Annotated in this window: 22 protein-coding genes and 1 pseudogene; 14 read left to right on the top strand and 9 right to left on the bottom strand. The window is 71.9% G+C overall.

The annotated features are described in order from the left end of the window. Positions 1-134 precede the first annotated feature (134 nt). Positions 135-464: a hypothetical protein gene (locus HF519_RS07635; protein ID WP_169411514.1), complete on the bottom strand. Its 330-nt coding sequence runs from the start codon at positions 462-464 to the stop codon at positions 135-137. A 155-nt stretch (positions 465-619) separates the two neighbouring features. Beyond that, positions 620-796, bottom strand: coding sequence for a CsbD family protein (locus HF519_RS07630; protein WP_169411512.1), 177 nt, complete (start codon positions 794-796; stop codon positions 620-622). 215 nt (positions 797-1,011) lie between these two features. On the opposite strand from HF519_RS07630, the gene HF519_RS07625 reads away from it, so the two are divergent. The 3 genes from HF519_RS07625 to HF519_RS07615 are packed head-to-tail and all read left to right on the top strand — an operon-like array spanning position 1,012 to position 2,620. Then, complete coding sequence (locus HF519_RS07625; RefSeq protein ID WP_312859959.1) at positions 1,012-1,623, top strand: RNA polymerase sigma factor; 612 nt, start codon at positions 1,012-1,014, stop codon at positions 1,621-1,623. Continuing rightward, positions 1,620-2,261, top strand: a complete 642-nt coding sequence (locus HF519_RS07620; RefSeq protein ID WP_246242769.1) for an Asp23/Gls24 family envelope stress response protein — start codon at positions 1,620-1,622, stop codon at positions 2,259-2,261. Before HF519_RS07625 ends, HF519_RS07620 begins: the two co-directional genes overlap by 4 nt. Then, positions 2,258-2,620, top strand: a complete 363-nt coding sequence (locus HF519_RS07615; RefSeq protein WP_169411510.1) for an Asp23/Gls24 family envelope stress response protein — start codon at positions 2,258-2,260, stop codon at positions 2,618-2,620. Before HF519_RS07620 ends, HF519_RS07615 begins: the two co-directional genes overlap by 4 nt. A gap of 5 nt (positions 2,621-2,625) precedes the next feature. On the opposite strand, the gene HF519_RS07610 is transcribed toward HF519_RS07615, so the two are convergent. Continuing rightward, entirely contained in the window at positions 2,626-3,351 is a 726-nt protein-coding gene (locus tag HF519_RS07610; RefSeq protein ID WP_169411508.1) for a (2Fe-2S)-binding protein, read from the bottom strand. Between the two features lie 534 nt (positions 3,352-3,885). Between HF519_RS07610 and gltB the strand changes: the two genes are divergently transcribed. The 3 genes from gltB to HF519_RS32225 all read left to right on the top strand — a co-directional run bounded on the left by gltB (position 3,886) and on the right by HF519_RS32225 (position 10,205). After that, positions 3,886-8,466: a glutamate synthase large subunit gene (gltB, locus tag HF519_RS07605; RefSeq protein WP_169411506.1), complete on the top strand. Its 4,581-nt coding sequence runs from the start codon at positions 3,886-3,888 to the stop codon at positions 8,464-8,466. After that, on the top strand, positions 8,459-9,913 hold the full coding sequence (locus tag HF519_RS07600; protein WP_169411504.1) for a glutamate synthase subunit beta: 1,455 nt from the start codon (positions 8,459-8,461) through the stop codon (positions 9,911-9,913). Before gltB ends, HF519_RS07600 begins: the two co-directional genes overlap by 8 nt. Positions 9,914-10,028: 115 nt before the next feature. Beyond that, positions 10,029-10,205: a hypothetical protein gene (locus HF519_RS32225; protein ID WP_169411502.1), complete on the top strand. Its 177-nt coding sequence runs from the start codon at positions 10,029-10,031 to the stop codon at positions 10,203-10,205. A gap of 271 nt (positions 10,206-10,476) precedes the next feature. On the opposite strand, the gene HF519_RS07590 is transcribed toward HF519_RS32225, so the two are convergent. The 3 genes from HF519_RS07590 to HF519_RS07580 form a co-directional block, all read right to left on the bottom strand. Then, positions 10,477-10,935, bottom strand: a complete 459-nt coding sequence (locus tag HF519_RS07590) for a nitroreductase family deazaflavin-dependent oxidoreductase (protein ID WP_312859958.1) — start codon at positions 10,933-10,935, stop codon at positions 10,477-10,479. Positions 10,936-11,052: 117 nt separating this feature from the next. Further along, entirely contained in the window at positions 11,053-11,310 is a 258-nt protein-coding gene (locus tag HF519_RS07585) for a hypothetical protein (RefSeq protein ID WP_169411498.1), read from the bottom strand. A 710-nt stretch (positions 11,311-12,020) separates the two neighbouring features. Next, on the bottom strand, positions 12,021-12,662 hold the full coding sequence (locus HF519_RS07580; protein WP_169411497.1) for a DedA family protein: 642 nt from the start codon (positions 12,660-12,662) through the stop codon (positions 12,021-12,023). A gap of 231 nt (positions 12,663-12,893) precedes the next feature. Here HF519_RS07580 and HF519_RS07575 point away from each other — a divergent pair, with 231 nt between their 5' ends. The 5 genes and pseudogenes from HF519_RS07575 to HF519_RS07555 all read left to right on the top strand — a co-directional run bounded on the left by HF519_RS07575 (position 12,894) and on the right by HF519_RS07555 (position 17,669). After that, positions 12,894-13,433 (top strand): DUF1697 domain-containing protein, encoded by a 540-nt coding sequence (locus HF519_RS07575; RefSeq protein WP_169411495.1) that lies wholly within the window; start codon positions 12,894-12,896, stop codon positions 13,431-13,433. A gap of 253 nt (positions 13,434-13,686) precedes the next feature. Then, positions 13,687-14,640: pseudogene (locus HF519_RS07570) on the top strand (ABC1 kinase family protein); the annotation flags it as partial. Between the two features lie 140 nt (positions 14,641-14,780). Continuing rightward, entirely contained in the window at positions 14,781-16,175 is a 1,395-nt protein-coding gene (locus tag HF519_RS07565) for an NAD(P)/FAD-dependent oxidoreductase (RefSeq protein WP_169411493.1), read from the top strand. Between the two features lie 82 nt (positions 16,176-16,257). Continuing rightward, positions 16,258-17,373, top strand: coding sequence for a WD40/YVTN/BNR-like repeat-containing protein (locus HF519_RS07560; RefSeq protein WP_169411491.1), 1,116 nt, complete (start codon positions 16,258-16,260; stop codon positions 17,371-17,373). Continuing rightward, positions 17,370-17,669 carry a MoaD/ThiS family protein gene (locus tag HF519_RS07555; protein WP_169411489.1) on the top strand — a complete coding sequence of 100 codons (300 nt, stop codon included), beginning with the start codon at positions 17,370-17,372 and terminating at the stop codon, positions 17,667-17,669. Before HF519_RS07560 ends, HF519_RS07555 begins: the two co-directional genes overlap by 4 nt. Before the next feature lie 99 nt (positions 17,670-17,768). Here HF519_RS07555 and HF519_RS07550 read toward each other — a convergent pair whose 3' ends face one another. Next, positions 17,769-19,085, bottom strand: coding sequence for an ice-binding family protein (locus HF519_RS07550; RefSeq protein WP_169411487.1), 1,317 nt, complete (start codon positions 19,083-19,085; stop codon positions 17,769-17,771). A 107-nt stretch (positions 19,086-19,192) separates the two neighbouring features. After that, positions 19,193-19,612 carry a DUF5994 family protein gene (locus tag HF519_RS33225; RefSeq protein ID WP_369009241.1) on the bottom strand — a complete coding sequence of 140 codons (420 nt, stop codon included), beginning with the start codon at positions 19,610-19,612 and terminating at the stop codon, positions 19,193-19,195. A gap of 170 nt (positions 19,613-19,782) precedes the next feature. Here HF519_RS33225 and HF519_RS30315 point away from each other — a divergent pair, with 170 nt between their 5' ends. The 3 genes from HF519_RS30315 to HF519_RS07540 all read left to right on the top strand — a co-directional run bounded on the left by HF519_RS30315 (position 19,783) and on the right by HF519_RS07540 (position 20,848). Further along, entirely contained in the window at positions 19,783-19,926 is a 144-nt protein-coding gene (locus HF519_RS30315) for a hypothetical protein (RefSeq protein WP_211169675.1), read from the top strand. Then, entirely contained in the window at positions 19,927-20,313 is a 387-nt protein-coding gene (locus HF519_RS30310) for a TetR/AcrR family transcriptional regulator C-terminal domain-containing protein (protein ID WP_211169681.1), read from the top strand. Between the two features lie 340 nt (positions 20,314-20,653). Then, the gene (locus tag HF519_RS07540; RefSeq protein ID WP_169411485.1) at positions 20,654-20,848 is read left to right on the top strand and encodes a hypothetical protein; all 195 of its coding nucleotides are present in this window, start codon (positions 20,654-20,656) and stop codon (positions 20,846-20,848) included. 3 nt (positions 20,849-20,851) lie between these two features. On the opposite strand, the gene HF519_RS07535 is transcribed toward HF519_RS07540, so the two are convergent. After that, positions 20,852-21,838 (bottom strand): thiamine pyrophosphate-dependent enzyme, encoded by a 987-nt coding sequence (locus HF519_RS07535; RefSeq protein ID WP_169411562.1) that lies wholly within the window; start codon positions 21,836-21,838, stop codon positions 20,852-20,854. Positions 21,839-22,025: the final 187 nt, after the last annotated feature.

The raw sequence follows: 22,025 nt of genomic DNA, 5'->3' as shown, positions 1-22,025 counted from the left end.
TCACGTGCCGGTCGCCGGATGCGACCACGGCGCCTGCCATCGGCGCCGCTACTACGGGCGAGTCTAGGCGAGACGGGCTCGGCGGCGTCCGGCCGCCCGTCCGGCGCGTCCGCGGCGGCCGAGTGGCCCGCGTCTCAGCCCCGGACCGCGCCCTCGACGACGACGTCGACGAAGGTGATCTCGACCGGGACCGGGCCCAGGATCGCGCGGACCAGGGCGCCGAGTTCGTCGGCCAGCCGCGGCAGGGGGACGCCGAAGCGGGCCACGACGGCGACCTCGGCCGACTCCCCCGCGGAGCCGACACGGACACCGAGCAACCGCCGCCGCCCGGGCAGGTAGGACGCGACCGTGCCGAACGGCCCGCCGGCCAGGCGGGCCACGGCCGGATGGGCCGCGACCGCGGCCGCGACCGCCTCGGCGTCGGTCGGGACGCCGGACCCCGGGACCCGCGGTGCGTCGGTCACGGCGGCAGGCTACTCAGCGCCGACGGGCCGGCTCGCCGACGAGCCGCGCGCGGGCCGGCGGGCAGGCCGGGATGCACCCGACGAGCGCAGAAAGAGAACGGCACCCCGGGCGCGTGCTCCGGGGTGCCGCTCGAGAAACGCAACCTGGCGGCGCGTCAGCTCTTCTTGAAGGCGTCCTTCACCTTCTCGCCGGCCTGCTTGACGCTGCCGGCGAACTGGTCCTTCTTGCCTTCGGCCTGCAGGTCTCGGTCGTCGGTGGCCTCCCCCGTCACGGCCTTGGCCTTGCCGGACATCTCCTGGGTCTTGTTCTTCGCCTTGTCGGACAAGCTCATGTCAGCCTCCTCGTCGGGCGGGGCGGCACCGGCACCAGGGGTCACCGGTCGCTCACGTGCCGCGCATAGACTCCTCTTACCCGGTCTGATCGAAAGTTGACCATTCCGTGACCGGCATCACATTTGACCGATGTGAGCGGAGAGCCGTGCGGGCCACTCAGCACGCGGACGGACCGGGTTGCAGCACGTCCGCAACACCCGGGGTGCTCGCACCGGTGACCTCGGACGAGCTGGTCCACGGGTCGGCGGCCGGTGCCGCGCGCCCGCGGGCGGGGCTCGCCGAACTCGACGAGAAGACCCTGGTCGTCCGCGCTCAGGAGGGTGACGTCCGGGCGTTCGAGGCACTGGCGCTGCGCCACCAGGCCACCCTCTACCGGGTCGCCGTGAGGGTGCTGGGAGATCCCACCGACGCGGAGGACGCGCTGCAGGAGGCGCTGCTCGACGCGTGGCGGCGGATCAACCGGTTCCGGGGTGACTCGGCGTTCTCGACGTGGATGTACCGGGTGGTGACCAACCGCTGCCTGGACATGCTGCGCCGGCGCCGGCCGGCGGTGCCGATGGACGAGGTGGGGGACCTTCCGGAGCCGGCCCCGGCGCCCGGACGGTCCCCGGAACGCACCGCCGAGCTCGACGCCGGGATGGCGGCGCTGCGCGCGGCGCTGCAGGCACTGCCGGACGAGCTGCGGCTCTGCTGGGTGCTGCGTGAGCTGGAGGGTCTCGGGTACACCGAGATCTCCGAGATCACAGGGGCGGGCGAGACGGCGGTGCGCGGCCGGATCCACCGCGCACGCACCCGATTGGCGGCGGCGATGCGGCCGTGGCGATGAACGCCGGGGAGCTCGGAGAGGTGAGCCGGGAGATGAGCGGGGCGGTGGATCCGGATGCGGGCCCCACGATCGAGGTGCTGGCCTGCGGTCGTGATGCCGCCGCGGTGTGGGACCGCGCGACCGCCGGGGCCCGCGACGAGCACGAGCGCGACTGCCTGCACTGCGCCGCCGCGATCGCCGACGCCCGCAAGCTCGACGCGGTGGTGCACCGAATGGCCACCGAGCCGGTGCAGCCGCCGCCGTCGGTGATGGACCGGGTGATGGGCGCCGTGCTGGCCGAGCTGCGGCCCCACGACGTGCTCGAGCTCGACTCGCCACACGGTCCGGCCCTCCTCAGCCGCCCGGCCGCGGCTGCGGTGCTGCGGCACGTCGTCGACGGGATGGACGGGATGCGGGCCCGAAGTTGCCGCATCGAACAGCTCGGACCGGCGACCGGGGACGCTTCCCGCGCCGGCCCGGTGACCGTGGCCATGACCGTCACCGCCCGTTTCGGGGTCGACCTGGCGTCGGTGACGGCCCGGGTCCGGCAGATGATCATCGCGGCCGGCGCGCAGGCGCTCGGCGTCGCTGTGCGGCGGGTGGACATCGAGGTGGTCGACGTGTTCGAGAGTGGGCTGGACCGCGGGGGACCGCGGTGACCGGCGCGGCGGCGGGTGTCCGGTTCCACGTCGGGAACGCCGTGGTCGCCCGCGTCGCGGCGCAGTGCGCACACCAGGTCCCGGGGGTGCTGGGACTGCGGGCCGACCTCGCCCATGCCCTGCTCGGCCTCGCCGGCTCGGTGCTGGGCCCGGATCTGGTGCAACCCGCCACGGACGGGGTGACAGCGACGGTGCACGGCGACCGCGCCGAGATCGCTCTCACGGTGGTCACCCGGATCGGGGTCAACTGCCGCGACCTGGCCCGGGCGGTGCAACAGGAGGTGGCGGCGGCGGTGACGGCCTACACCGGGCTGGCCGTCGTGGTGCAGGTGACGATCGCCGAGGTCCGGCTCGACTGACGCCGTTATCGACCGGCCCGCAGGTTGAGCACGCAGTCACCGCAGAGCCCGCCGTCGCGGACCCGGTAGTACAGGCAGCAGGAGCGCCGCTGGAAGGTCCATCCGACGTCGGGCGGGGCCGGTGCCCGCCGCTCACCTGCGGTCGCGAACGGGCCGCGGGCGAGCACCCCGGCGGCGATTCGGGCGGCCCGGTCCGCGGCCTCCGGGCGGGTCGTGCCGATCAGCCGCTTGCCCGCCGCCACCGACGAGGCCGCGTTCCCCCAGAGGATCCGTTCGGAGATCCCGACCTGCCTACCCACTGCTTCCACCAGCGGGCGCAGGTGCTCGCCGACCAGCAGGTCGGTGAGTCGGCCGGCGGCGGCGTCCGGGTCGTCGGGCACGTGTTCGCCACCGGGTGCGTCGGCCCAGAGCGGCCATGGCCCGGTCAGGGAGACCCGCCAGTGCAGCGTGCGGGCGGTGAGGGCCGGTAACACCCCGTGCAGCACCACCATGGCCAGCGGCGCGGACAGCACCCGGGCCGCCATCCCCTGGAAGGCGATGGAGGCCGCCACCCGGTCGTCGCTGTCGAGAACGCGCCGCACGTGGGCGATGCGCTCACCCAACGGCAGCGGGTCGGAATAGAGATCCGCCATCGGTCGCCACGTCGGATCCACCTGTTCCGCGGGGTTCGTGCCGACCTCGAAGAACGGACCGAGCCCTCCGACGTCGGCCAGCGCCGCGCGCACATCCACCTCGACAGTCTCCCCCGTACCCCCGCCGGTCCGGACACGAACGGCGCACCGGACCGCTCGGGTCCGTGCCCGCGGACCGGTCGCGGCGCCGGCGTGCGCGGTGGGACACCACTCCGTCGAATGGCCCACAGTGACGCCCCGTTCACCACCTGGTCGTGACCCTCGGTACGAGCCCGCCCGAAGCGGGTGCCGGCCGCCGAACCGCCGAAACGCCCAGGTCACCCCACAGTCACCCTGGTCACTCCGGCGCTCACTGGCGAAATCGCGGTGCCGCATGCGACTCTTTGTCCGTCAGACCGCGCTCGGTGCTGCGTGCGGTCGCACTGTGCAATGGGCCGGCCGGCGCCCCATCATGGCGCGCGGCCGTCGTAAGTACGTCCGACGCGCCACCCAGCCGGACGACCGATCCGGGCAGTGCACTCGACCGGACAAGTCACCACAGTCCGCCGAGAGCGTCGGCAGTTGTTTGGAACCGTGAGGTCCACGTCGTCCCGATGCGATCGTCGGGGTGCACCGAGACGACAGGAGGAGCTGTTGGCTGCGATCGATGACCAGAGGCCTGCCGCGCAGGGTCCGTCACGGGGTCTGTACGCCCCGGACTACGAGCACGACGCCTGCGGCGTCGCCATGGTCGCCGACCTGGCAGGTCGGCGCGACCACGGGATCGTCCAGAAGGCGCTGACGGCCCTGCTGCGGCTGGAGCACCGCGGGGCCCGCGGAAGCGAGGCCAACACCGGTGACGGTGCAGGCATCCTCATCCAGGTCCCCGACGCCTTCTTCCGGGATGTCGTCGACTTCGAGCTGCCCGTTACAGGGGCCTACGCGGTCGGCACCGCATTCCTGCCCCGGGACCCGGCGGACGCCGACGCCGCCGTCGAGAAGATCAATGCGCTGGCCGCCGAGGAGAACCTGCGGGTCCTCGGGTGGCGTGAGCTGCCGACCGACCCGGAGAAGGCCGACCTCGGCCCGACCGCCCTGGCTGCGATGCCGAGCTTCCGCCAGCTGTTCGTCGCGGGGATCGAGTCGAGCAGCGGCCCCACCGGCATCGAGCTCGAGCGCCGCACCTTCTGCCTGCGCAAGCGCGTCGAGCACAGCACCGGGGTCTACTTCCCGAGCCTGTCCCCGCGGACCATCGTCTACAAGGGGATGCTCGCCGAGCCGCAGGTCGAGCTGTTCTACCCGGACCTGTCCGACGAGCGCGTGACGTCCGCGCTGGCCGTCGTGCACTCCCGGTTCTCCACCAACACGTTCCCCGCGTGGCCGCTGGCTCACCCGTACCGCTACGTCGCGCACAACGGCGAGATCAACACGCTGCGCGGCAACCGGAACTGGATGGCCGCACGCGAGGCGCTGCTGGAGTCCGACGTGCTGCCGGGCGACCTGCAGCGGCTCACCCCGGTCGTGACCCCCGACGCCAGCGACTCGGCCACCTTCGACGAGGTGCTCGAGCTGCTGCACCTGGGCGGACGCAGCCTGCCGCACGCGGTGCTGATGATGATCCCGGAGGCGTGGGAGAACCACGACGAGATGGATCCGGCCCGCCGCGCGTTCTACGAGTACCACTCGACGCTCATGGAACCGTGGGACGGTCCGGCGCTGGTCGCATTCACCGACGGCACCGTGGTCGGCGCCGTGCTCGACCGCAACGGCCTGCGCCCGGCCCGGTACTGGGTCACCGAGGACGGTCTGGTCGTGCTGGCCAGCGAGGTCGGCGTGCTCGACGTCGAGCCCTCCGCGGTGATCCGCAAGGGCCGCCTCGAGCCCGGCCGGATGTTCCTGGTCGACACCGCCGCCGGCAAGATCGTCGACGACGACGAGATCAAGGGCGAGCTGGCCGCGGAGCACCCGTACGCCGACTGGCTGCACGCCGGCCTCATCCGGCTGGAGAACCTGCCCGAACGCGACCGCGAGCAGATCGCGCACGCCGCGCTCACCCACCGCCAGCAGTCGTTCGGCTACACCGAGGAGGAGCTCAACGTCCTGCTCAAGCCGATGGCGAGCGGGGGGGCCGAGCCCATCGGCTCGATGGGCAACGACGCGCCACTGGCGGCGATCTCCGAGCGCCCCCGGCAGCTCTACGACTACTTCATCCAGCTGTTCGCCCAGGTCACCAACCCGCCGCTGGACGCGATCCGCGAGGAAATGGTGACGTCGCTGCAGTCGCAGCTCGGCCCGGAGCAGAACCTGCTCTCGGCCAGCCCGCACAACTGCCGCACGATCGTGGTGCCGTTCCCCGTGCTCGGCAACGACGACCTGGCGAAGATCATCCACATCAACGACGACGGCGAGTACCCCGGTTTCGCCTCGTACACCGTCAAGGGCCTGTTCAAGGCGGCCGACGGCGGTGCGGGCCTGACCCGGCGGCTCGACGAGATCCGCGCCGAGGTCTCCGAGGCGATCGAGGACGGCGCCCGGCTCATCGTGCTGTCCCAGCGCGGGGTCGACGCCGAGCACGCGCCGATCCCGTCGCTGCTGCTCACCGGCGCGGTGCACCACCACCTGGTGCGCGAGCGCAGCCGGACCCGGGTCGGGCTGATCGTCGAGTCCGGTGACGCCCGCGAGGTGCACCACATCGCGCTGCTCATCGGCTTCGGCGCGGCCGCGGTGAACCCGTACCTCGCGATGGCCACTGTCGAGGACCTGGCCGAGCGCGGCGACATCCCCGGCGTGGACGCCAAGACCGCGACGAAGAACCTGGTCAAGGCGCTGGGCAAGGGCGTGCGCAAGACCATGTCGAAGATCGGCGTCTCGACCGTCGCGTCGTACACCGGCGCGCAGATCTTCGAGGCGATCGGGCTCGGCAAGGAGGTCATCGACTCCTGCTTCACCGGGACCACGTCCCGCCTCGGCGGCGTCGGCTTCGACGTGCTCGCCGAGGAGGTGCTGCGCCGGCACCGGCGGGCCTTCCCCTCGGACGAGGTCCGTCCCAGCCACCGCGCGCTCGAGATCGGCGGTGAGTACCAGTGGCGCCGCGAGGGCGAGCTGCACCTGTTCAACCCGCAGACCGTCTTCAAGCTGCAGCACTCCACCCGCTCGGGCCGGTACGAGATCTTCAAGGAGTACACCCGGGCCGTCGACGACCAGGCCAAGCGGCTGATGACGCTGCGCGGGCTGTTCGCCTTCAAGGAGGGTGTGCGCCCGCCGGTGCCGATCGACGAGGTCGAGCCGGTCGAGTCGATCGTCAAGCGGTTCGCGACCGGTGCCATCTCCTACGGCTCGATCTCGCAGGAGATGCACGAGACGCTGGCCATCGCGATGAACCGCCTCGGCGGCAAGTCGAACACCGGCGAGGGCGGCGAGGACGCCGACCGCTTCACCCCGGACGAGAACGGGGACAACCGGCGCAGTGCCATCAAGCAGGTGGCGTCCGGCCGGTTCGGCGTGACCAGCGAGTACCTGGTCAACGCCGACGACATCCAGATCAAGATCTCGCAGGGCGCCAAGCCGGGTGAGGGCGGCCAGCTGCCGGGCGGCAAGGTCTACCCGTGGATCGCCAAGACCCGGTACTCCACGCCGGGCGTCGGGCTGATCTCACCGCCGCCGCACCACGACATCTACTCGATCGAGGACATCAAGCAGCTCATCCACGACCTGAAGAACGCCAACCCGAACGCCCGCATCCACGTGAAGCTGGTGTCCCAGGTCGGCGTGGGCACGGTCGCGGCGGGCGTGGCGAAGGCGTACTCCGATGTCGTGCTCATCTCCGGGCACGACGGCGGGACGGGCGCCTCCCCGCTGTCCTCGATCAAGCACGCGGGTGGCCCGTGGGAGCTCGGCCTGGCCGAGACCCAGCAGACGCTGCTGGTCAACGGGCTGCGGGACCGGATCGTCGTGCAGGCCGACGGCCAGCTCAAGACCGGTCGCGACGTCGTCATCGCGGCGCTGCTCGGGGCCGAGGAGTTCGGCTTCGCCACCGCGCCGCTGGTGGTCTCGGGCTGCATCATGATGCGGGTCTGCCACCTCGACACCTGCCCGGTCGGCGTCGCCACCCAGAACCCGGAGTTGCGCAAGCGCTTCGACGGGCGGCCGGAGTACGTCGTCAACTTCATGCGGTTCGTCGCCGAGGAGGTCCGGGAGTACCTGGCCCAGCTCGGGTTCCGGACCCTGGAGGAGGCGGTCGGGCACGCGGAGGTGCTCGACACCGACGCCGCGGTGCAGCACTGGAAGACCGAGGGCCTCGACCTGCGGCCGATCTTCCAGATGCCCGAGCTCCCGAAGGGCTCGACCCGGCACCGGAGCACGTCGCAGGACCACGGCCTCGACAAGGCGCTGGACAACACGATGATCCAGCTCGCCGAGGGCGCGCTGTCCTCCGGCGACAAGGTGCGGCTCGACCTGCCGGTGCGCAACGTCAACCGGACCGTCGGCACGATGCTGGGCTACGAGCTGACGAAGCGGTGGGGCGGCGAGGGTCTGCCCGACGACACCATCGACGTCACGCTGTCCGGCTCGGCGGGCCAGTCGTTCGGCGCGTTCGTGCCCAAGGGCATCACGCTGCGGCTGGTGGGCGACGCGAACGACTTCTTCGGCAAGGGCCTGTCCGGCGGGCGGCTCACGCTTCGGCCGGATCCGGCGGCGCCGTTCGTGGCCGAGGAGAACATCGTCGCCGGGAACGTGATCCTCTACGGGGCCACCTCCGGTGAGGTGTTCATCCGCGGTGTGGTCGGCGAGCGGTTCTGCGTGCGCAACTCCGGAGCGCTGGCGGTCGTCGAGGGCGTGGGCGACCACGGCTGCGAGTACATGACCGGGGGCCGTGTCGTGGTGTTGGGCAAGATCGGCCGCAACTTCGCGGCCGGCATGTCCGGGGGGACGGCCTACGTCCTCGACCTCGCGGCGAACGGCAATTTCCTGGGCAACCGGGTCAACCCCGAGATGGTCGACCTCGACCCGCTCGACGACTCCGACCGCGAGTTCCTGCGCTCCGCCGTCGAGCGACACCACGCGGAGACCGACTCAGCAGTGGCACACGCGCTGCTCACCGACTGGGACGTCGCGGTCGAGCGCTTCGGCAAGGTCATGCCGAAGGACTTCAAGCGGGTGCTGCAGGCCCGCGAGCAGGCTGAGAAGGACGGCCGCGACGTGAACGAGGCGATCATGGAGGCCGCGCATGGCTGATCCGAAGGGCTTCCTCACCACTCCCCGGGAGACCCCGAAGCGACGTCCCGTCGACCTGCGCCTGATGGACTGGCGCGAGGTCTACGAGGACTTCTCCCGTGAGGACCTGGAGAAGCAGGCCGGACGCTGCATGAACTGCGGCATCCCGTTCTGCCATCAGGGCTGCCCGCTGGGCAACCTGATCCCGGAGTGGAACGACCTGGTCTGGCGCCACGACTGGCGCGAGGCCATCGAGCGGCTGCACGCGACCAACAACTTCCCGGAGTTCACCGGGACGCTGTGCCCGGCGCCGTGCGAGGCGGCCTGTGTGCTGGCCATCAACAGCGACGCGGTCACCATCAAGCAGGTCGAGATCGAGATCATCGACCGGGCCTGGGACGAGGGCTGGGTCACGCCGCGACCGCCCGGGGTCAAGACGGGCCAGAAGGTCGCGGTGGTCGGCTCCGGTCCGGCCGGTCTGGCCGCGGCCCAGCAGCTGACCCGGGTCGGGCACGACGTCGTGGTCTTCGAGCGTGCCGACCGGATCGGCGGGCTGCTGCGCTACGGGATCCCCGAGTTCAAGATGGAGAAGTCGCGGCTCGACCGTCGGCTGGCGCAGATGCGCGACGAGGGCACGCTGTTCCGGGCGTCGGTCGACGTCGGGGTGGACGTGCCGGTCGAGAAGCTGCGCGAGGACTTCGACGCGGTGGTGCTCGCCGGTGGGGCCACCGCCTGGCGCGACATCCCCGTGCCGGGTCGCGAGCTCCAGGGCGTCTACCAGGCCATGGAGTTCCTGCCGTGGGCCAACCACGTGCAGCAGGGCGACATCGACGCCCCGCCCGTCAGTGCCGAGGGCAAGCACGTCGTGATCATCGGCGGCGGTGACACCGGGGCCGACTGCCTCGGCACGTCGCACCGTCAGGGAGCCGCATCGGTGACCCAGCTGGAGATCATGCCGACGCCGCCGGAGCACCGCACCGACAACATGCCCTGGCCGACCTACCCGATGGTCTACCGGGTGTCCTCGGCGCACGAGGAGGGCGGCGAACGGCTGTACTCGGTCAACACGACCGAGTTCGTGGGCGACGAGGAGGGCAGGGTCCGGGCGCTGCGGCTGGTGGAGGTCTCCCGCGACGCGGACGGCAGGTTCGTCCCCGTCGAGGGCACCGAGCAGGAGCTGCCGGCCGACCTCGTGCTGCTGGCCATGGGCTTCGTCGGCCCGGAGAAGGGCAAGCTGCTCGCCGAACTGGGCGTCGAACTCGACGACCGGGGCAACGTCGCGCGCAACGACGACTACATGAGCAGCGTGGACGGCGTCTTCGTGGCCGGCGACATGGGCCGCGGGCAGTCGCTGATCGTGTGGGCGATCGCCGAGGGCCGGGCCGCCGCGGCAGGTGTCGACCGGTTCCTCACCGGGCGTTCGGTGCTCCCCCGGCCGATCAACCCGACGGACCGTCCGCTGAACTGACGGTCCAGGAGACGCGCACCGGGCCCGGACGAGTTCGCTCGTCCGGGCCCGGTGCGTTCCGGCACGTGCTGCCGATGCTGCGGCGGCGGCCGGAGCCGACTCGATCCTGTCTCTCGTGGGCCACGCCGTCGGCGTCCTCGGCGCAGTGGGTGCCGAGCAGGCGGTGGCGGTGGGGCCCGCCTGGGGCGCCCCGGTCGACTGGCACACCGCGCTGCTGCGCCCCGACCGGGTGCCCCATCGAGGTGGGCACCGCACTGGTGGACTTCGTGGGTGCACGCGGGTGAGCGCGTGATTACCGTGCGATGCCGGATGAACGGTGGCCGGTCGGCGCCGGTCGGCGGGCGGGTCCGCGTACTCATTTGGACCAATGGGGGATAGCGGATGCCGGTCGCAGACGTCCGAGGTCCGCTCGACGGTGCGCCCGTTCGGGCCGAACCCCTCGACCGGCCCGCGCGTTGACCGAATGACCGGTGCCGGCGGAACGGGGAGCCTCCGCCGGCACCGGTTGATCCCTCCGCCGGGCAGACTCCGGGCGTCTCCGGCCGCGGCAGGGCCGATCCGGTTCAGCCGCTGACGTCCACGGTGACCCTGAAGGCCGGGTGGTCGGGACCGATCCGGCGCATCTCGTCGTCGGAGGCGTCGGCGTCCACCCCGTCGAAGAACGCCCCGACCTCGAACCTCCACCGGCGCAGGTAGGCGCGCAGCACCGCGACCTTCTCGTCATCGGACAGCTCCGTCGCGGTGAACGGCTCGGCGCGACGTCCGAGCTGCAACTCCCCGCCACCGGCGGCGCGCAGGTTACGCACCCACTGGGTGTGCCCGCGGGGCGCGACGAGGTAGCGGGCGCCGTCGTGGACGAGCAGGTTGACCGGCACCGTCCGCCACTGCCCGCTCGTCCGTCCGCGGACCGCGAGGACGCGGCTGCCCCAGACGCTGATACCGAGGCGTGTCAGGCCCGCGACGGCCCGGGTGAACAGGGCAGCGGCGCGGCCGGGGGCGACATAGCGGGGCGTGGTGTTCACGAGGTCTCCTCTGCTTGAGAGAGCACCGCTCTCGATGAGGAGCATCGAACAGCACCAGCTCTCCCGTCGTCAAGAGCAGTGCTCTCATTCGCGACGGGCGCTTCCGTACGGCGGCACTCAGTCCTCGGTGAGCTCCAGGTCGAAGGCGTCGTCGCCGATCCAGAGCCGCAGGCCGTCGGCGTCGTCGGTGATGTAGCCGTCCTCCTCCTCGCCGAGCTCCCGCGAGGCACCCAGAGCGAGCGCGCTCAGCCCGACGCGCCCCTCCCCCAGATCACGGGGCCGGTACTCCCGAGCGAGCCGGGCGGTACGGCTCTCGGTGGCCAGCCAGTGAGCGTTCTCCGGGCCGACCTCGGCCACCCAGTTCTGGTTGCGCATGCCCCGGATTATGCGACCCATACTGTAAAAAATCACCACTTGACACCTGGCCGGAAATGGATGATCGACACGCCTTGTCTATTCAGAATGAAACCGGAATCGAGACGGATGGGAGCGTTCCCGGTCGAAGGCCGGACCGCATCGCGAATTGCCGCCGGAGGCGCCCACCTCGTCGGCCGCCACGCACCCCGGACCGCGACCGGGCGGCGACGGCCACGGCACACGCCGCCGCGCTGCGTGGCGGTTCTCCGACCGGGCTGACCGAACGCCGGCAGCACGAGCCGCGGCGCCGACCATCGGGGGCGTCTGTGCAGGTCGCGGGAGTCGGGGGCCGTCCGCACCTCGGCGACCACAGACCCTCGACGGCCAGGCGGCCCACATCGGAACCAACGGCCGCACGACCCGGCGGACGGCCGGCGTTCGGTCCCCATCGACCGGCATGCCCCCGCGGCCCGGCGGTTCCACGCCCCATCGCGGCGAATCCCGAAGGAGTGGCCGGCCGCACCATTTCCGGATCCGGTCCCACTCTCCTCGGCTTCTCGCCGCGGCCGGCTCGAGAACGGCGCGGAGAATGAACCCGGCGGAGCACTGCTGCCCGCGCTCGATGCACCGCGGACCGACTCGGCGCGCCACCTCGTCACCTCGTCCGCGCGCGAGCCGCGACGGTGGCCGACCGCCAGCGCAGACGCTCCGGCCGCCACCTCAGCGGGTCAGCGCACGACGAGCACGCGCTCCCCGGCAGGGGTCACCGACGCGGCGGTGGCCCGGCGGCGCGCGCGCAGCCTGCGCCCGATTTCGAACCCACCCGCGGTGAGTCCGGCCATGACCAGCCCGGCCGCCAGGCTGAGCAACGGGTTGCCGCCGACGATCGGGCCGAGCAACAGCCCGACCACCAGCATGTAGATGCTCCACAGCGCCGAACTGGCCAGTGAGCCGGGCAGGAAGCGGCTCAACGGCAGCCGTACCCGGCCGGCGGCCGCGGTGCTGATCAGCCGGCCGCCCGGCATGAACCGGGCCCCGATCAGGGCCACCTCGGGACGGCGGAACAGGTTGCGCCGCACCCAGGCCGACAGCCCGCACTCGGAATCGGTCACCCCTCGGAGCACCCGATGCGACGAACGCCCCAGACCGAACGTGATGAGATCCCCGAACAGGGAACCGATCAGCGCGGCCAGGAACAGCCCCGCGATGGCGGGCATGTCGCCGACGCCGAACGCAGCCGCGGCCGCGGACATCAGCAGCGTCTCGCTCGGCAGCACGGGGAACGGCGCGTCGACGGCGATCAGCAACGCGAGCACCGGCAGCAGCCACACGCTGTGCAGCACGGTGTCGAAGGCCGCGACGAGATCCACTACCGAGGTCCTCTCCTGGGTCGGCGGGTCCGGCAGGCCGGCACGGATCGGCGGCGCCCTGCGGTGCCGTCCCTGCCACCCCACGGGGGGACAGGCTCCAGAGTGGCAGACCGTACCCGCGACGTCAGAGGGGACACCCCGTGTAGCCCAGTGGGGGTTGACCACACCCCCGCCGACGTTCCGCCGATCAGCGGAACGTCAGCGGCGACCCGCCGCGATTACCCTGCCGCGATGCCCAGCCATGCCGTGTTGCTGCGCGGAATCAATGTCGGCGGCAACAAGAGGATCGCCATGGCCGACCTGCGCGCGCTGCTGACCCGGCTCGGCCACACGGATGTGCGCACCCATCTGCAGAGCGGCAACGCCGTCCTCACCGCTCCCCCCGTTGCGCCCGAGGAGCTCGCCGGCCGCATCGAGGAGGCGATCTCGGCGGAGTTCGGCATGGGCATCCGGTGCCTGGTGCGCACGCGTGAGGAGATGCGCGCGGTCGTCCACGGGCACCCGCTCGGAGATGTCGCCGACAACGGCTCGCGGATGATGGCGCTGTTCCTGTCCGCCGACCCGGATCCCGCGCTCATGACCGCGCACGACCCCGTCGCGCTGGACCCCGGGCGCACCCGGATCGGCGAGCGCGTGATCTACCAGTGGTGCCCGGACGGGGTGCTGAAGGCACCGGACGTCACCGGCTTCGTAACCAGGCACTGGAAGGTCGCCGTGACCGGTCGCAACTGGAACACCGTCACCGCGCTCGCCGCACTGCTGGAAGGCTGACCCGCTCGCGCGGGGGGAGGCTGGCCACACCTCGATCTCCGCGGTAACCCGGGCGACGGCGCCGCTCCGGAACGGCACGATTCGACCCGATTCATCACGAATCCGATCGCGTCCATCACCGAGGGGCGGAGACGATGGCGAACGCGGTGTTCGGGCGCTGAGCCGGCTCCGGTCGTCCGGGCCGTCCATGGCCTCGGCACAGGTGCATCGGGTCCTCGACGAGCAGCTCGGGCGGTAGTGGCGGGGACGCTTCCGCGACTTCGACGACGACCCGTCTGCCGCCGCGAGCGTCGGCCAGGTGCACCGCGCGGTATGGCAGGACAGCCGATCGGTGGCCGTCAAGGTCCAGTACCCGGGCGCCGACCTGGCCCTCGACGCCGACCTACGGACCCTCGAGCGGTTCTCGAAGCTGTTCAGCCTGATCGTTCCCGCGCTGGACGCCCGGGCGCTGACCCGCGAGCTGCGGGCGCGGATGCTCGAGGAACTCGACTACCGCGCCGAGGCCGACCGGCAGCGCGCCTTCGCCGCCGAGTTCGCCGACGACCCCGGGCTGTACGTGCCGCGAGTGGTCGCCTCGGCCCCGAAGGTGATCGTCTCGGAGTGGCTGGACGGGGTGCCGCTGGGCAGTCTGATCGGTACCGCGCCGGCCGACGCGGCCGCGCAGGCCGACCGCGACCGCCACGCCCACACCGTCAGCGAGACGATGATGTCCTCGCCCGCCCGACTCGGCCTGATGCACGCCGATCCGCACCCCGGCAACTTCATGGTCCTCACCGACGGCCGCCTCGGCATGATCGACTTCGGCGCCGTGGCCGTCCTGCCCGACGGCGTCCCACCGGTGCTGGTGGACATCCTGCGGCTGATCGCCGACGGCGAACGCGACGCGCTGACCGACCTGCTGCGGGCCGAGGGCTTCCTGCTGGGCGACCTGCCGGAGACCGACGTGCTGCGCTGGGTCGGCGCACTGGCCGATCCGCTGCGCATCGAACGGTTCCACTTCAACCGGGAGTGGATGGCACGCCAGGGCGCCCGGGTCGCGAACGTCACCGGCCGCGCCCACCGCGAGACCGGGCGGGCGCTGAACCTGCCCGCCGAGCCCATGCTGGTCCTGCGGGTGCTCTCGGGCTGGATGAACATCCTCGCCCAGCTCGACTGCACGGTCGCCGCGCGCGGCATCGTCGCCCGCTGGGTGCCGGGCTTCGGCTGACCACCCCGGGTCGTGGCTCATGCGGTTCCTCCGCCGCGAAACGGTCTCGGCGCGCGGATCGAGACTTTCGGCCGTGGCGGTCGTGGGCGGATCGCGGCGACCGTGGCGGCCCGTCAGCGGTCGCGGCACGGGGAGGGCGCATGGGGTCGATCGTCGTGTGCGGAGGCGGCGTCGTCGGTATGTGCGCCGCGGTCATGCTGGCGCGCGACGGTCACACGGTGAGCGTGCTGGAGGCCGATGCGGACGGGCCGCCGGCCGGCCCGGTCGAGGCGTGGACCTCGTGGAGGCGTTCGGGCGTCGCGCAGTTCCGCCAGCCGCACAACCTGTTCCCACGCTTCCGGTCGGTCATCGACGAGGAGATCCCCGGGCTGAGCACGCGGCTGCTCGCGGCGGGATGCGTGTGGGTGGACCCGCTCTACCCGCTCCCGCCGTCGATCTCCGACCGATCCCCGCGGCCGGGAGACGACCGGTTCCGGTTCGTCACCGGACGGCGGCCGGTCGTCGAGTCGGTCGTCGCGAGGCTCGCCGAGGAGGAGCCCGGGGTGAGGGTGCGCCGCGGGACGCGCGTGGCCGGGCTGCTGAACGGGACCCCTGCGGTCGGCGGCACGCCGCACGTGACCGGGGTGCGGACGGCGTCGGGCGAGTGTCTGGGCGCCGACCTGGTCGTGGACGTGACCGGCCGGCGCACGCCCTCGAGTAGCTGGCTGGCCGGCCTCGGGGCCCGGGAACCGGATGTCCGCTCGGAGGACTGCGGCTTCGTCTACTACACCCGGTACTTCCGCGGTGCGGCGTTGCCGCCACGCCGCGCGCCGATGCTCTCGCCCATGGGCTGCTTCTCCCTGCTGACGCTGCCCGGCGACAACGGGACCTGGTCGGTGACGCTGTTCGGGCCGACCGGCGACGCCGCACTCAAGTCCGTGCGCGCCCCGGAGTGCTTCACCCGCGTCGTCCGGGCGTGCCCGGCGCACGCGCACTGGCTCGACGGTGCGCCGGTCACCGAGGTCCTGGCGATGGCCGGGATCCTCGACCGCTACCGGCGGTTCGTCGTCGACGGTCGCCCGGTGGCCACCGGTTTCGCCGCGGTCGGTGACGCGTGGGCCTGCACGAACCCCTCGGCCGGCCGGGGACTGAGCGTCGGCCTCGTGCACGCGCAACTGCTACGCGAGACCGTGCGGGCGCACCTCGACCAGCCTGCCCGGTTCGCCGAGGTGTGGGACGCCCTGACCGAGCAGACCGTGGCGCCGTTCTACTGGAACCAGATCGTGGCGGACCGGGCACGGATCGCAGAGATGAACGCCCTGCGAGCCGGAACCGAGCCGCCCCCGCCGGATATCCGCACGTCGCGGTTCCTCGCCGCCGCCGTCCAGGATCCCGACGTGTTCCGCGGCCTGATCGAGACGGTCACGTGCCTGGCGCTGCCCCAGGAGGTGCAGGAACGACCGGACGTCGCCGACGCCGTCGAGCGGCTCGGTTCGGCGCCCCCGTCCCGGGTGCCCGGTCCGGACCGGCAGCAACTGCTGCAGTTGCTGGCATGACACCGCGCGGCGGCAAGCGATGAGTTCTCGGTCCGCCGGCAGTCAACACGTACGTGCGCTGCGAACCTCGGAAGGAGAACCGATGAGCCGGGTACGGGTTCTGGTCGGTACACGCAAGGGCGCGTTCGTCCTGACGTCGGACGGGAAGCGCGAAGAGTGGGACGTCAACGGTCCGCACTTCGCGGGCTGGGAGATCTACCACCTCACGGGGTCCCCCGCTGAGCCGGATCGGTTGTTCGCGTCGCAGTCCGGAGGCTGGTTCGGGCAGGTGATCCAGCGCTCCGACGACGGTGGCACGACCTGGCAGCCGGTGGGCAACGAGTTCACCTACGACGGCGTCCCCGGGACGCACCAGTGGTACGACGGCAGCCCACACCCCTGGGAGTTCGCGCGCGTCTGGCACCTCGAGCCATCGTCGACAGACCCGGACACGGTGTATGCCGGGGTCGAGGACGCGGCGCTGTTCCGCTCCGTCGACGGCGGGCAGACGTGGGGGGAGCTCTCCGGACTGCGTGAGCACGGCTCCGGGCCCCACTGGCAGCCCGGTGCCGGGGGCATGTGCCTGCACACGATCCTCCTGGACCCGAGAGACCCGGGGCGGATGTTCGCCGCCATCTCGGCCGCTGGGGTGTTCCGGACCGACGACGCGGGCAAGTCGTGGCGGCCCGTGAACCGCGGCCTGCGCTCCGAGGGCATTCCCGATCCTGCCGCCGAGGTCGGCCACTGCGTGCACAACCTCGCGATGCACCCGTCCCGCCCCGACGTGCTGTTCATGCAGAAGCACTGGGACGTCATGCGCAGTGACGACGGCGGCGAGTCGTGGCGCGAGATCAGCGGGAACCTGCCCACCGACTTCGGGTTCCCGATCGCCGTGCACGCCCACGAGCCGGACACCGTGTACGTCGTTCCGATCAAGAGCGATTCGGAGCACTTCCCGCCCGAGGGGAAGCTGCGCGTGTACCGCAGCCGGACGGGCGGAGACGAGTGGGAGCCGCTCACGAACGGTCTGCCGCAGCGCGACTGCTACGTCAACGTGTTGCGCGACGCCATGGCCGTCGACTCGCTCGATTCGTGCGGCGTGTACTTCGGCACGACGGGCGGGCAGGTGTACGTCTCGGCCGACGCCGGGGACAGCTGGGCGCCCATCGTCCGGGACCTTCCGGCTGTGCTGTCCGTCGAAGTCCAGACGCTGCCATGACGGTCAAGGTGGTGCTCCCGCAGCACCTGCGTACGCTCGCGCACGTCACCGGTCCGGTGGACCTCGAGGTCAGCGGCCCGCCCACCCAGCGCTCGATCCTCGACGCGCTCGAGTCCCGCTATCCGATGCTGCGCGGGACCATCCGCGACCACGGCACCCATCGGCGCCGCTCGTTCGTGCGTTTCTTCGCCTGCGAGGAGGACCTGTCCCACGAACCGCCGGACTCCCCGTTGCCCGATGCGGTGGCACGGGGTGCCGAGCCCTTCCTGATCGTGGGTGCCATGGCGGGCGGCTGACCGCGTTCGGGCCGGGTACCGCGTCTCCCCGCCGGCACGGAAACGGCCCTCACCGCGTTGCCGGGGTGAGGGCCGCTCCGAGCGCGCCGGCGAGGGTGACTACCGGTGCTTGTCGTGGTCCTGGCCTTCGATCTCGACGTCGCCGCCCGAGCCGCCGGTGCCACCCGAGCCGCCGTCGTCCCCGCCGCCGCCGTTGCCACCGTAGGCCCCGGTCCCGCCGTTGCCACCGGTGGAAGCGCCGCCGTTACCGCCGGTCCCGTTGCCGCCGTTGGCGTTTCCGCTGTTCGCGTTCCCACCTCCGGTCGCGGTGCTGCCCGGGCTCAGGACGGGGACCATGATCACGGTGCCGCTGCCGGTGCTGCTCCCGCCGTTGCCGGTGGTTCCGCCCGCGCCGCCGGTTCCGCTGCCACCGGCGCCACCGGTACCGCCGTTCCCGCCGGCACCCCCGTTTCCGCCTGCGCCGCCGTTCCCTCCGTTGCCGCCGTTTCCTCCGTTGCCCGCGTTGCCGCCGTCGCCCCCGACGCCCTGAACGCTGTCGACGGCGTCGATCTGGTCGGTGTGCACGGTCACCCCGGTGCCGCTGGAGCCGCCGGATCCGCTGGAGCCGTCGGTGGCGGTGGTACCGGTGGTGGCGCCGCTCGTGGAGGTTCCGCTGGTGTTCCCGGGGGTCGTGGTGCCGCCGCTGCTCGGGCACGTCGGCCGCGTGACGGTGGTGTCGTTCAGGGTGACCGTGGTGTCCCGCGCGAGCAGTCGTCCGTTCACGGCCGCGCCGGTCTCGGTCGTGATGGAGGTCCCCGCCAGGAGGGAGCCCACGAAGGCGCTCTCGGCCCCGATCGCGGCGGTCCCGACGTGCCAGAACACGTTGCACGCCTGAGCAGCGTTGGTCAGGACCACGGTGCTGTTCGCGGCGGCGGTCAACGTGGTCGCTGCGCGGAGGACGAACACGGCGTTCGGGTCGCCCTGTCCGTCGAGGGTGACGGTGCCGTTCAGGGTCACCGCCGCCGAGGATGCGTACAGACCCGGTGCGAGCGTCTGCCCCCCGATCTCACCGGTGAGCGGGGTGGGGGGCTCGGTGCGTTCCCCCACCTCTGTGAACGCGGCGCTGAGGGCCGACTGGGCCTGCGCCGCGGCGGGGTCGTTCGTGACCTCCCCCTCCGGAAAGCCGGTGATGGCGGTGCCGGGACTGACGCCCACGGCGCCCGAGATGGTCGAGGCTCCCGCGTTGGTCACCGCCGTGCCGGCCAGCACCGCGAAGGGTTCCGCCGCCCCCAGCACCACCGACGTCGTCGCCGCGAACGCCCACGGCCCGGCGAGGCCGTTCATCAGCAGCATGCCCATGGCTGCCACGGCGACCACGGCCGCCGCGAGGCCGCGGCGGAGCAGGGACCCATGAGTAGATCGGAGCAAGACAGTCAACGTGCAATCCCCTCAGCGCGGGCTGCTCGAGCTGGCAGAGGCAGCTGCCACGGACGAGCCGACCGAGCCCCGGGGAGGGCACGGTCCGGTGAGGTTCGAGCAGCTCCTCAGCGCGGCAACGAGGCAGTCCCCATCCAGTGACGCCGCCCACACCGCCGGGAACCGTCGATCTCGCCACGGCTAGCGGTGGGTGAGACGACACCGACCGACTCGGTACACCGACGAGAACGAGGCCGCCTCCAGGGCGAGGGTTCACAACCAGGTGTGCACGTTCTCGGGCCCCGATTCGCAGCTGGCCACCTGATCGTGTGGTCCGGGCTACACCTTCGGCTTGATCGGCCCCGAACGTCCTCGGTGCCCGCGCCACGCCGCCGTACATCGAGAGAGAGCCAGGGCGGGCGTCGGAAGTGATGCCCCCTCAGTTCGACGGGCAGGTCCCGCGACCGTGGCCACCACGCCCCGTCGACATATCCTGTATCCGCAGCGACGAAAAAGGCGAAACAATCCGCTGAATCACGTCCTGAAATGGGATTAGGAATTGAGCAGAACGTACCGGAACCGGTAGCCCGGAAACCGTCAGCACCGCGAACGCGGCGTCAGGCCGTGGATGTCGGGGGTGGATCGGCCTCGATCGTGGCGTTCGGCGTCGAACCACATCACGGTTCCTTCGGTCATGCCGGTCCTCCGCTGTGCGCGAGTGCTGCGAGACCGCACGTGCGAAGCCCGCACGAACCACCCGCTCCGAGTCCAAGAAATCGACCGGGACCCCATGCGCCTCTACCGCCACGCACCCAGCAAGGACGCCCTGCTCGACGGGATCGTCGAGCTCGTGCTGGCCTAGCTGCGGGTCTCCACCGCTCCCGACGGGGACCGGGAGGCGACACTGCGGACGACCGCCCATGCCTTCCGGGCCATCGCGGTAGCCCATCCCAACGTCGTCCCGCTGCTGGTGACCCGGCCACTGGCCACTCCCCTGGCGCTCCGTCCCCGCGGCACGCTGCGCCTGCTGGAGGATCTGCTCGAGCTGCTCATCGACGCCGGGTTCGGCCCGGACGGCGCCCTGCACGCCTACCGGTTGTACTTCGGGTTCCTCCAGAGCCACATCTTCGATCTCTCGCATCCGCTCTCGCCACCTATGACGGCGCGCGGGAACTGGACGAGGGACTCGACATCGTCCTCGGCGGACTGCACCGCCGATTGGCCTCCGCGGCCTGAGACGAGCTCGTGATCACCGCCCCGCAGATCGGCGCCCGCCCAGTACCGGCGGTGTAGGGTCGGCGGCGTCGAGAGCATTCCGATGTCGGCAGTGGAGCGGGCGTCGTTCTCGGCGCACCCAGGCCGGTCGGTTCTTCGACCGGGGACGGGAGCACCGACATGGCGTCGGCCCGCGCGTTCGCACCACCACCATCCCACCGACCGCGAAGGTCGTCGAGCCGGCTCGCCCGATGCCCCGATCGGCATGAAACCCAAACCGCCCACCTCGGGGAACGCCGACGGGCCTGATGGCCTGCGGTCTTGCCGGCACGGGTCGGGCCGGTCCGCCGCGGTTGGGCTGGAGGAGGAACCACATGACGTGGGAAAGGCCAACGCGCACCGTCCAGGAGCAGAACCACTTCGCACACGCGCGCGCCGCCGAGAAGCTCCGGCAGGCGGCCGACAGTGACAAGGCCGCACGCATCGTCGCCAAACAGGCCGTGGATGCCCAGGACTGTCAGCGCCTGTTGTCGATGCTCGGTCTGGACTATCCCGACGAGAAATCCTGACGGTCACGGCTCGAACGTCGGCTCCGGCTCCACCGCAACCTCGAGAACCAACGGCTCGATACGCCCGGTCAGAGTGGGTACGACCGCGTCGAGGACCGCGACGAGCGCGTCGTAGCTCTCGACCCGCTGAGCGGGACACCCGAGAGCCCGGGCCAGCCCGTGCACGCTGACCTCCTCGAACGCCGGCCATGGCGCCTTGCCGTTACCGTGCTGCTCGGCGAGCCGGTCCATGATCGCGTAGCGGCCGTTCGCGAGGACCACGAACAGCACCCCGCAGCCGTAGTGCGCCGCGCTCCACAATGATTGGATGCCGTACAGCGACGACCCGTCGCCCACGACGGCGACCACCGGGCCATCCGGCCGGGCCATCCGCACGCCGATCGCCGCGGGCATGGCGAACCCCAACCCGCCCATTGCCGCGCTGAGGAACCCCAGCGGGCGGCGCGCCGGCAGCAACCGATGCAGCTCCGGGCGGCTCGACGGGGTTTCCTCGACCACGACGGTGTCGGCCGGGATCCGTTCCGCGAGCGCAGCCATCACGTGCGCGGCCCGTAGCGGCTCCCCGGTCTGCGGGGGACGCGGCGGGGTGCGGTCGAGCCGGGGCACGGCCGTTCCCGTCCGCCTCGGCACCCGTTCGGCGAGCAACCGGCAGACCGGCGCGGGCCGAGCGACGACGGCGAGATCGACCGGGCTGTGGTGGGCGTCCTCGATGTCGTCGGTGATCATCGCGACCGTGGTGCCGTCGGCGGCCAGCGGGCCCGGCCCGTACGGGTACTGCCGGAACACCGGGGCACCCACCGCGAGCACGACATCGTGACCGACCAGCGCCTGCCGGAGCCGGGCGCGACCAGCCGGAAGGTGGCCTGCGAACAGCGGGTGGTCCTGCGGGAACCCGGCTCGGGCGGCGAAGGACTCCTGCCACACCGGGCAGCGCAGCCGCTCACTCCACCGGGCCGCCGCTGTGTCCGAGCGCCCGTGGTTATCCGTCAGTGACCACGAGAGCGCCCCCTACCTGGCACGCATCTGGCACGAGCGCCGCAGCACACCCGTTCCGCGCTGGCGCCCCAACGACCGGGACACACGATTTCGACGTCTGCGCCGGTGTGATCGGCGACAGTCGCGGCGCGACGGATGGCTGGTCCTCCTGCCACTGCGGCGGGTACGACAGCCCGCGCAT

Origin of the sequence: Pseudonocardia bannensis (assembly GCF_012911875.1) — a bacterium.
In the GTDB taxonomy this organism is placed as follows: Bacteria; Actinomycetota; Actinomycetes; order Mycobacteriales; family Pseudonocardiaceae; genus Pseudonocardia; species Pseudonocardia bannensis.
The sequence above is the reverse complement of the archived record's forward strand: the minus strand, read 5'-3'. Positions and strand labels throughout refer to the sequence as shown.

Coding starts and splice junctions, on each gene's coding strand:
- HF519_RS07565 (WP_169411493.1), top strand. CDS start 14,781: ATGGGGTCGATCGTCGTGTGCGGAGGCGGCGTCGTCGGTATGTGCGCC.
- HF519_RS07620 (WP_246242769.1), top strand. CDS start 1,620: ATGAACGCCGGGGAGCTCGGAGAGGTGAGCCGGGAGATGAGCGGGGCG.
- HF519_RS07585 (WP_169411498.1), bottom strand. CDS start 11,310: ATGCGCAACCAGAACTGGGTGGCCGAGGTCGGCCCGGAGAACGCTCAC.
- HF519_RS07540 (WP_169411485.1), top strand. CDS start 20,654: ATGACGTGGGAAAGGCCAACGCGCACCGTCCAGGAGCAGAACCACTTC.
- HF519_RS07555 (WP_169411489.1), top strand. CDS start 17,370: ATGACGGTCAAGGTGGTGCTCCCGCAGCACCTGCGTACGCTCGCGCAC.
- HF519_RS07630 (WP_169411512.1), bottom strand. CDS start 796: ATGAGCTTGTCCGACAAGGCGAAGAACAAGACCCAGGAGATGTCCGGC.
- HF519_RS07560 (WP_169411491.1), top strand. CDS start 16,258: ATGAGCCGGGTACGGGTTCTGGTCGGTACACGCAAGGGCGCGTTCGTC.
- HF519_RS07600 (WP_169411504.1), top strand. CDS start 8,459: ATGGCTGATCCGAAGGGCTTCCTCACCACTCCCCGGGAGACCCCGAAG.
- HF519_RS07575 (WP_169411495.1), top strand. CDS start 12,894: ATGCCCAGCCATGCCGTGTTGCTGCGCGGAATCAATGTCGGCGGCAAC.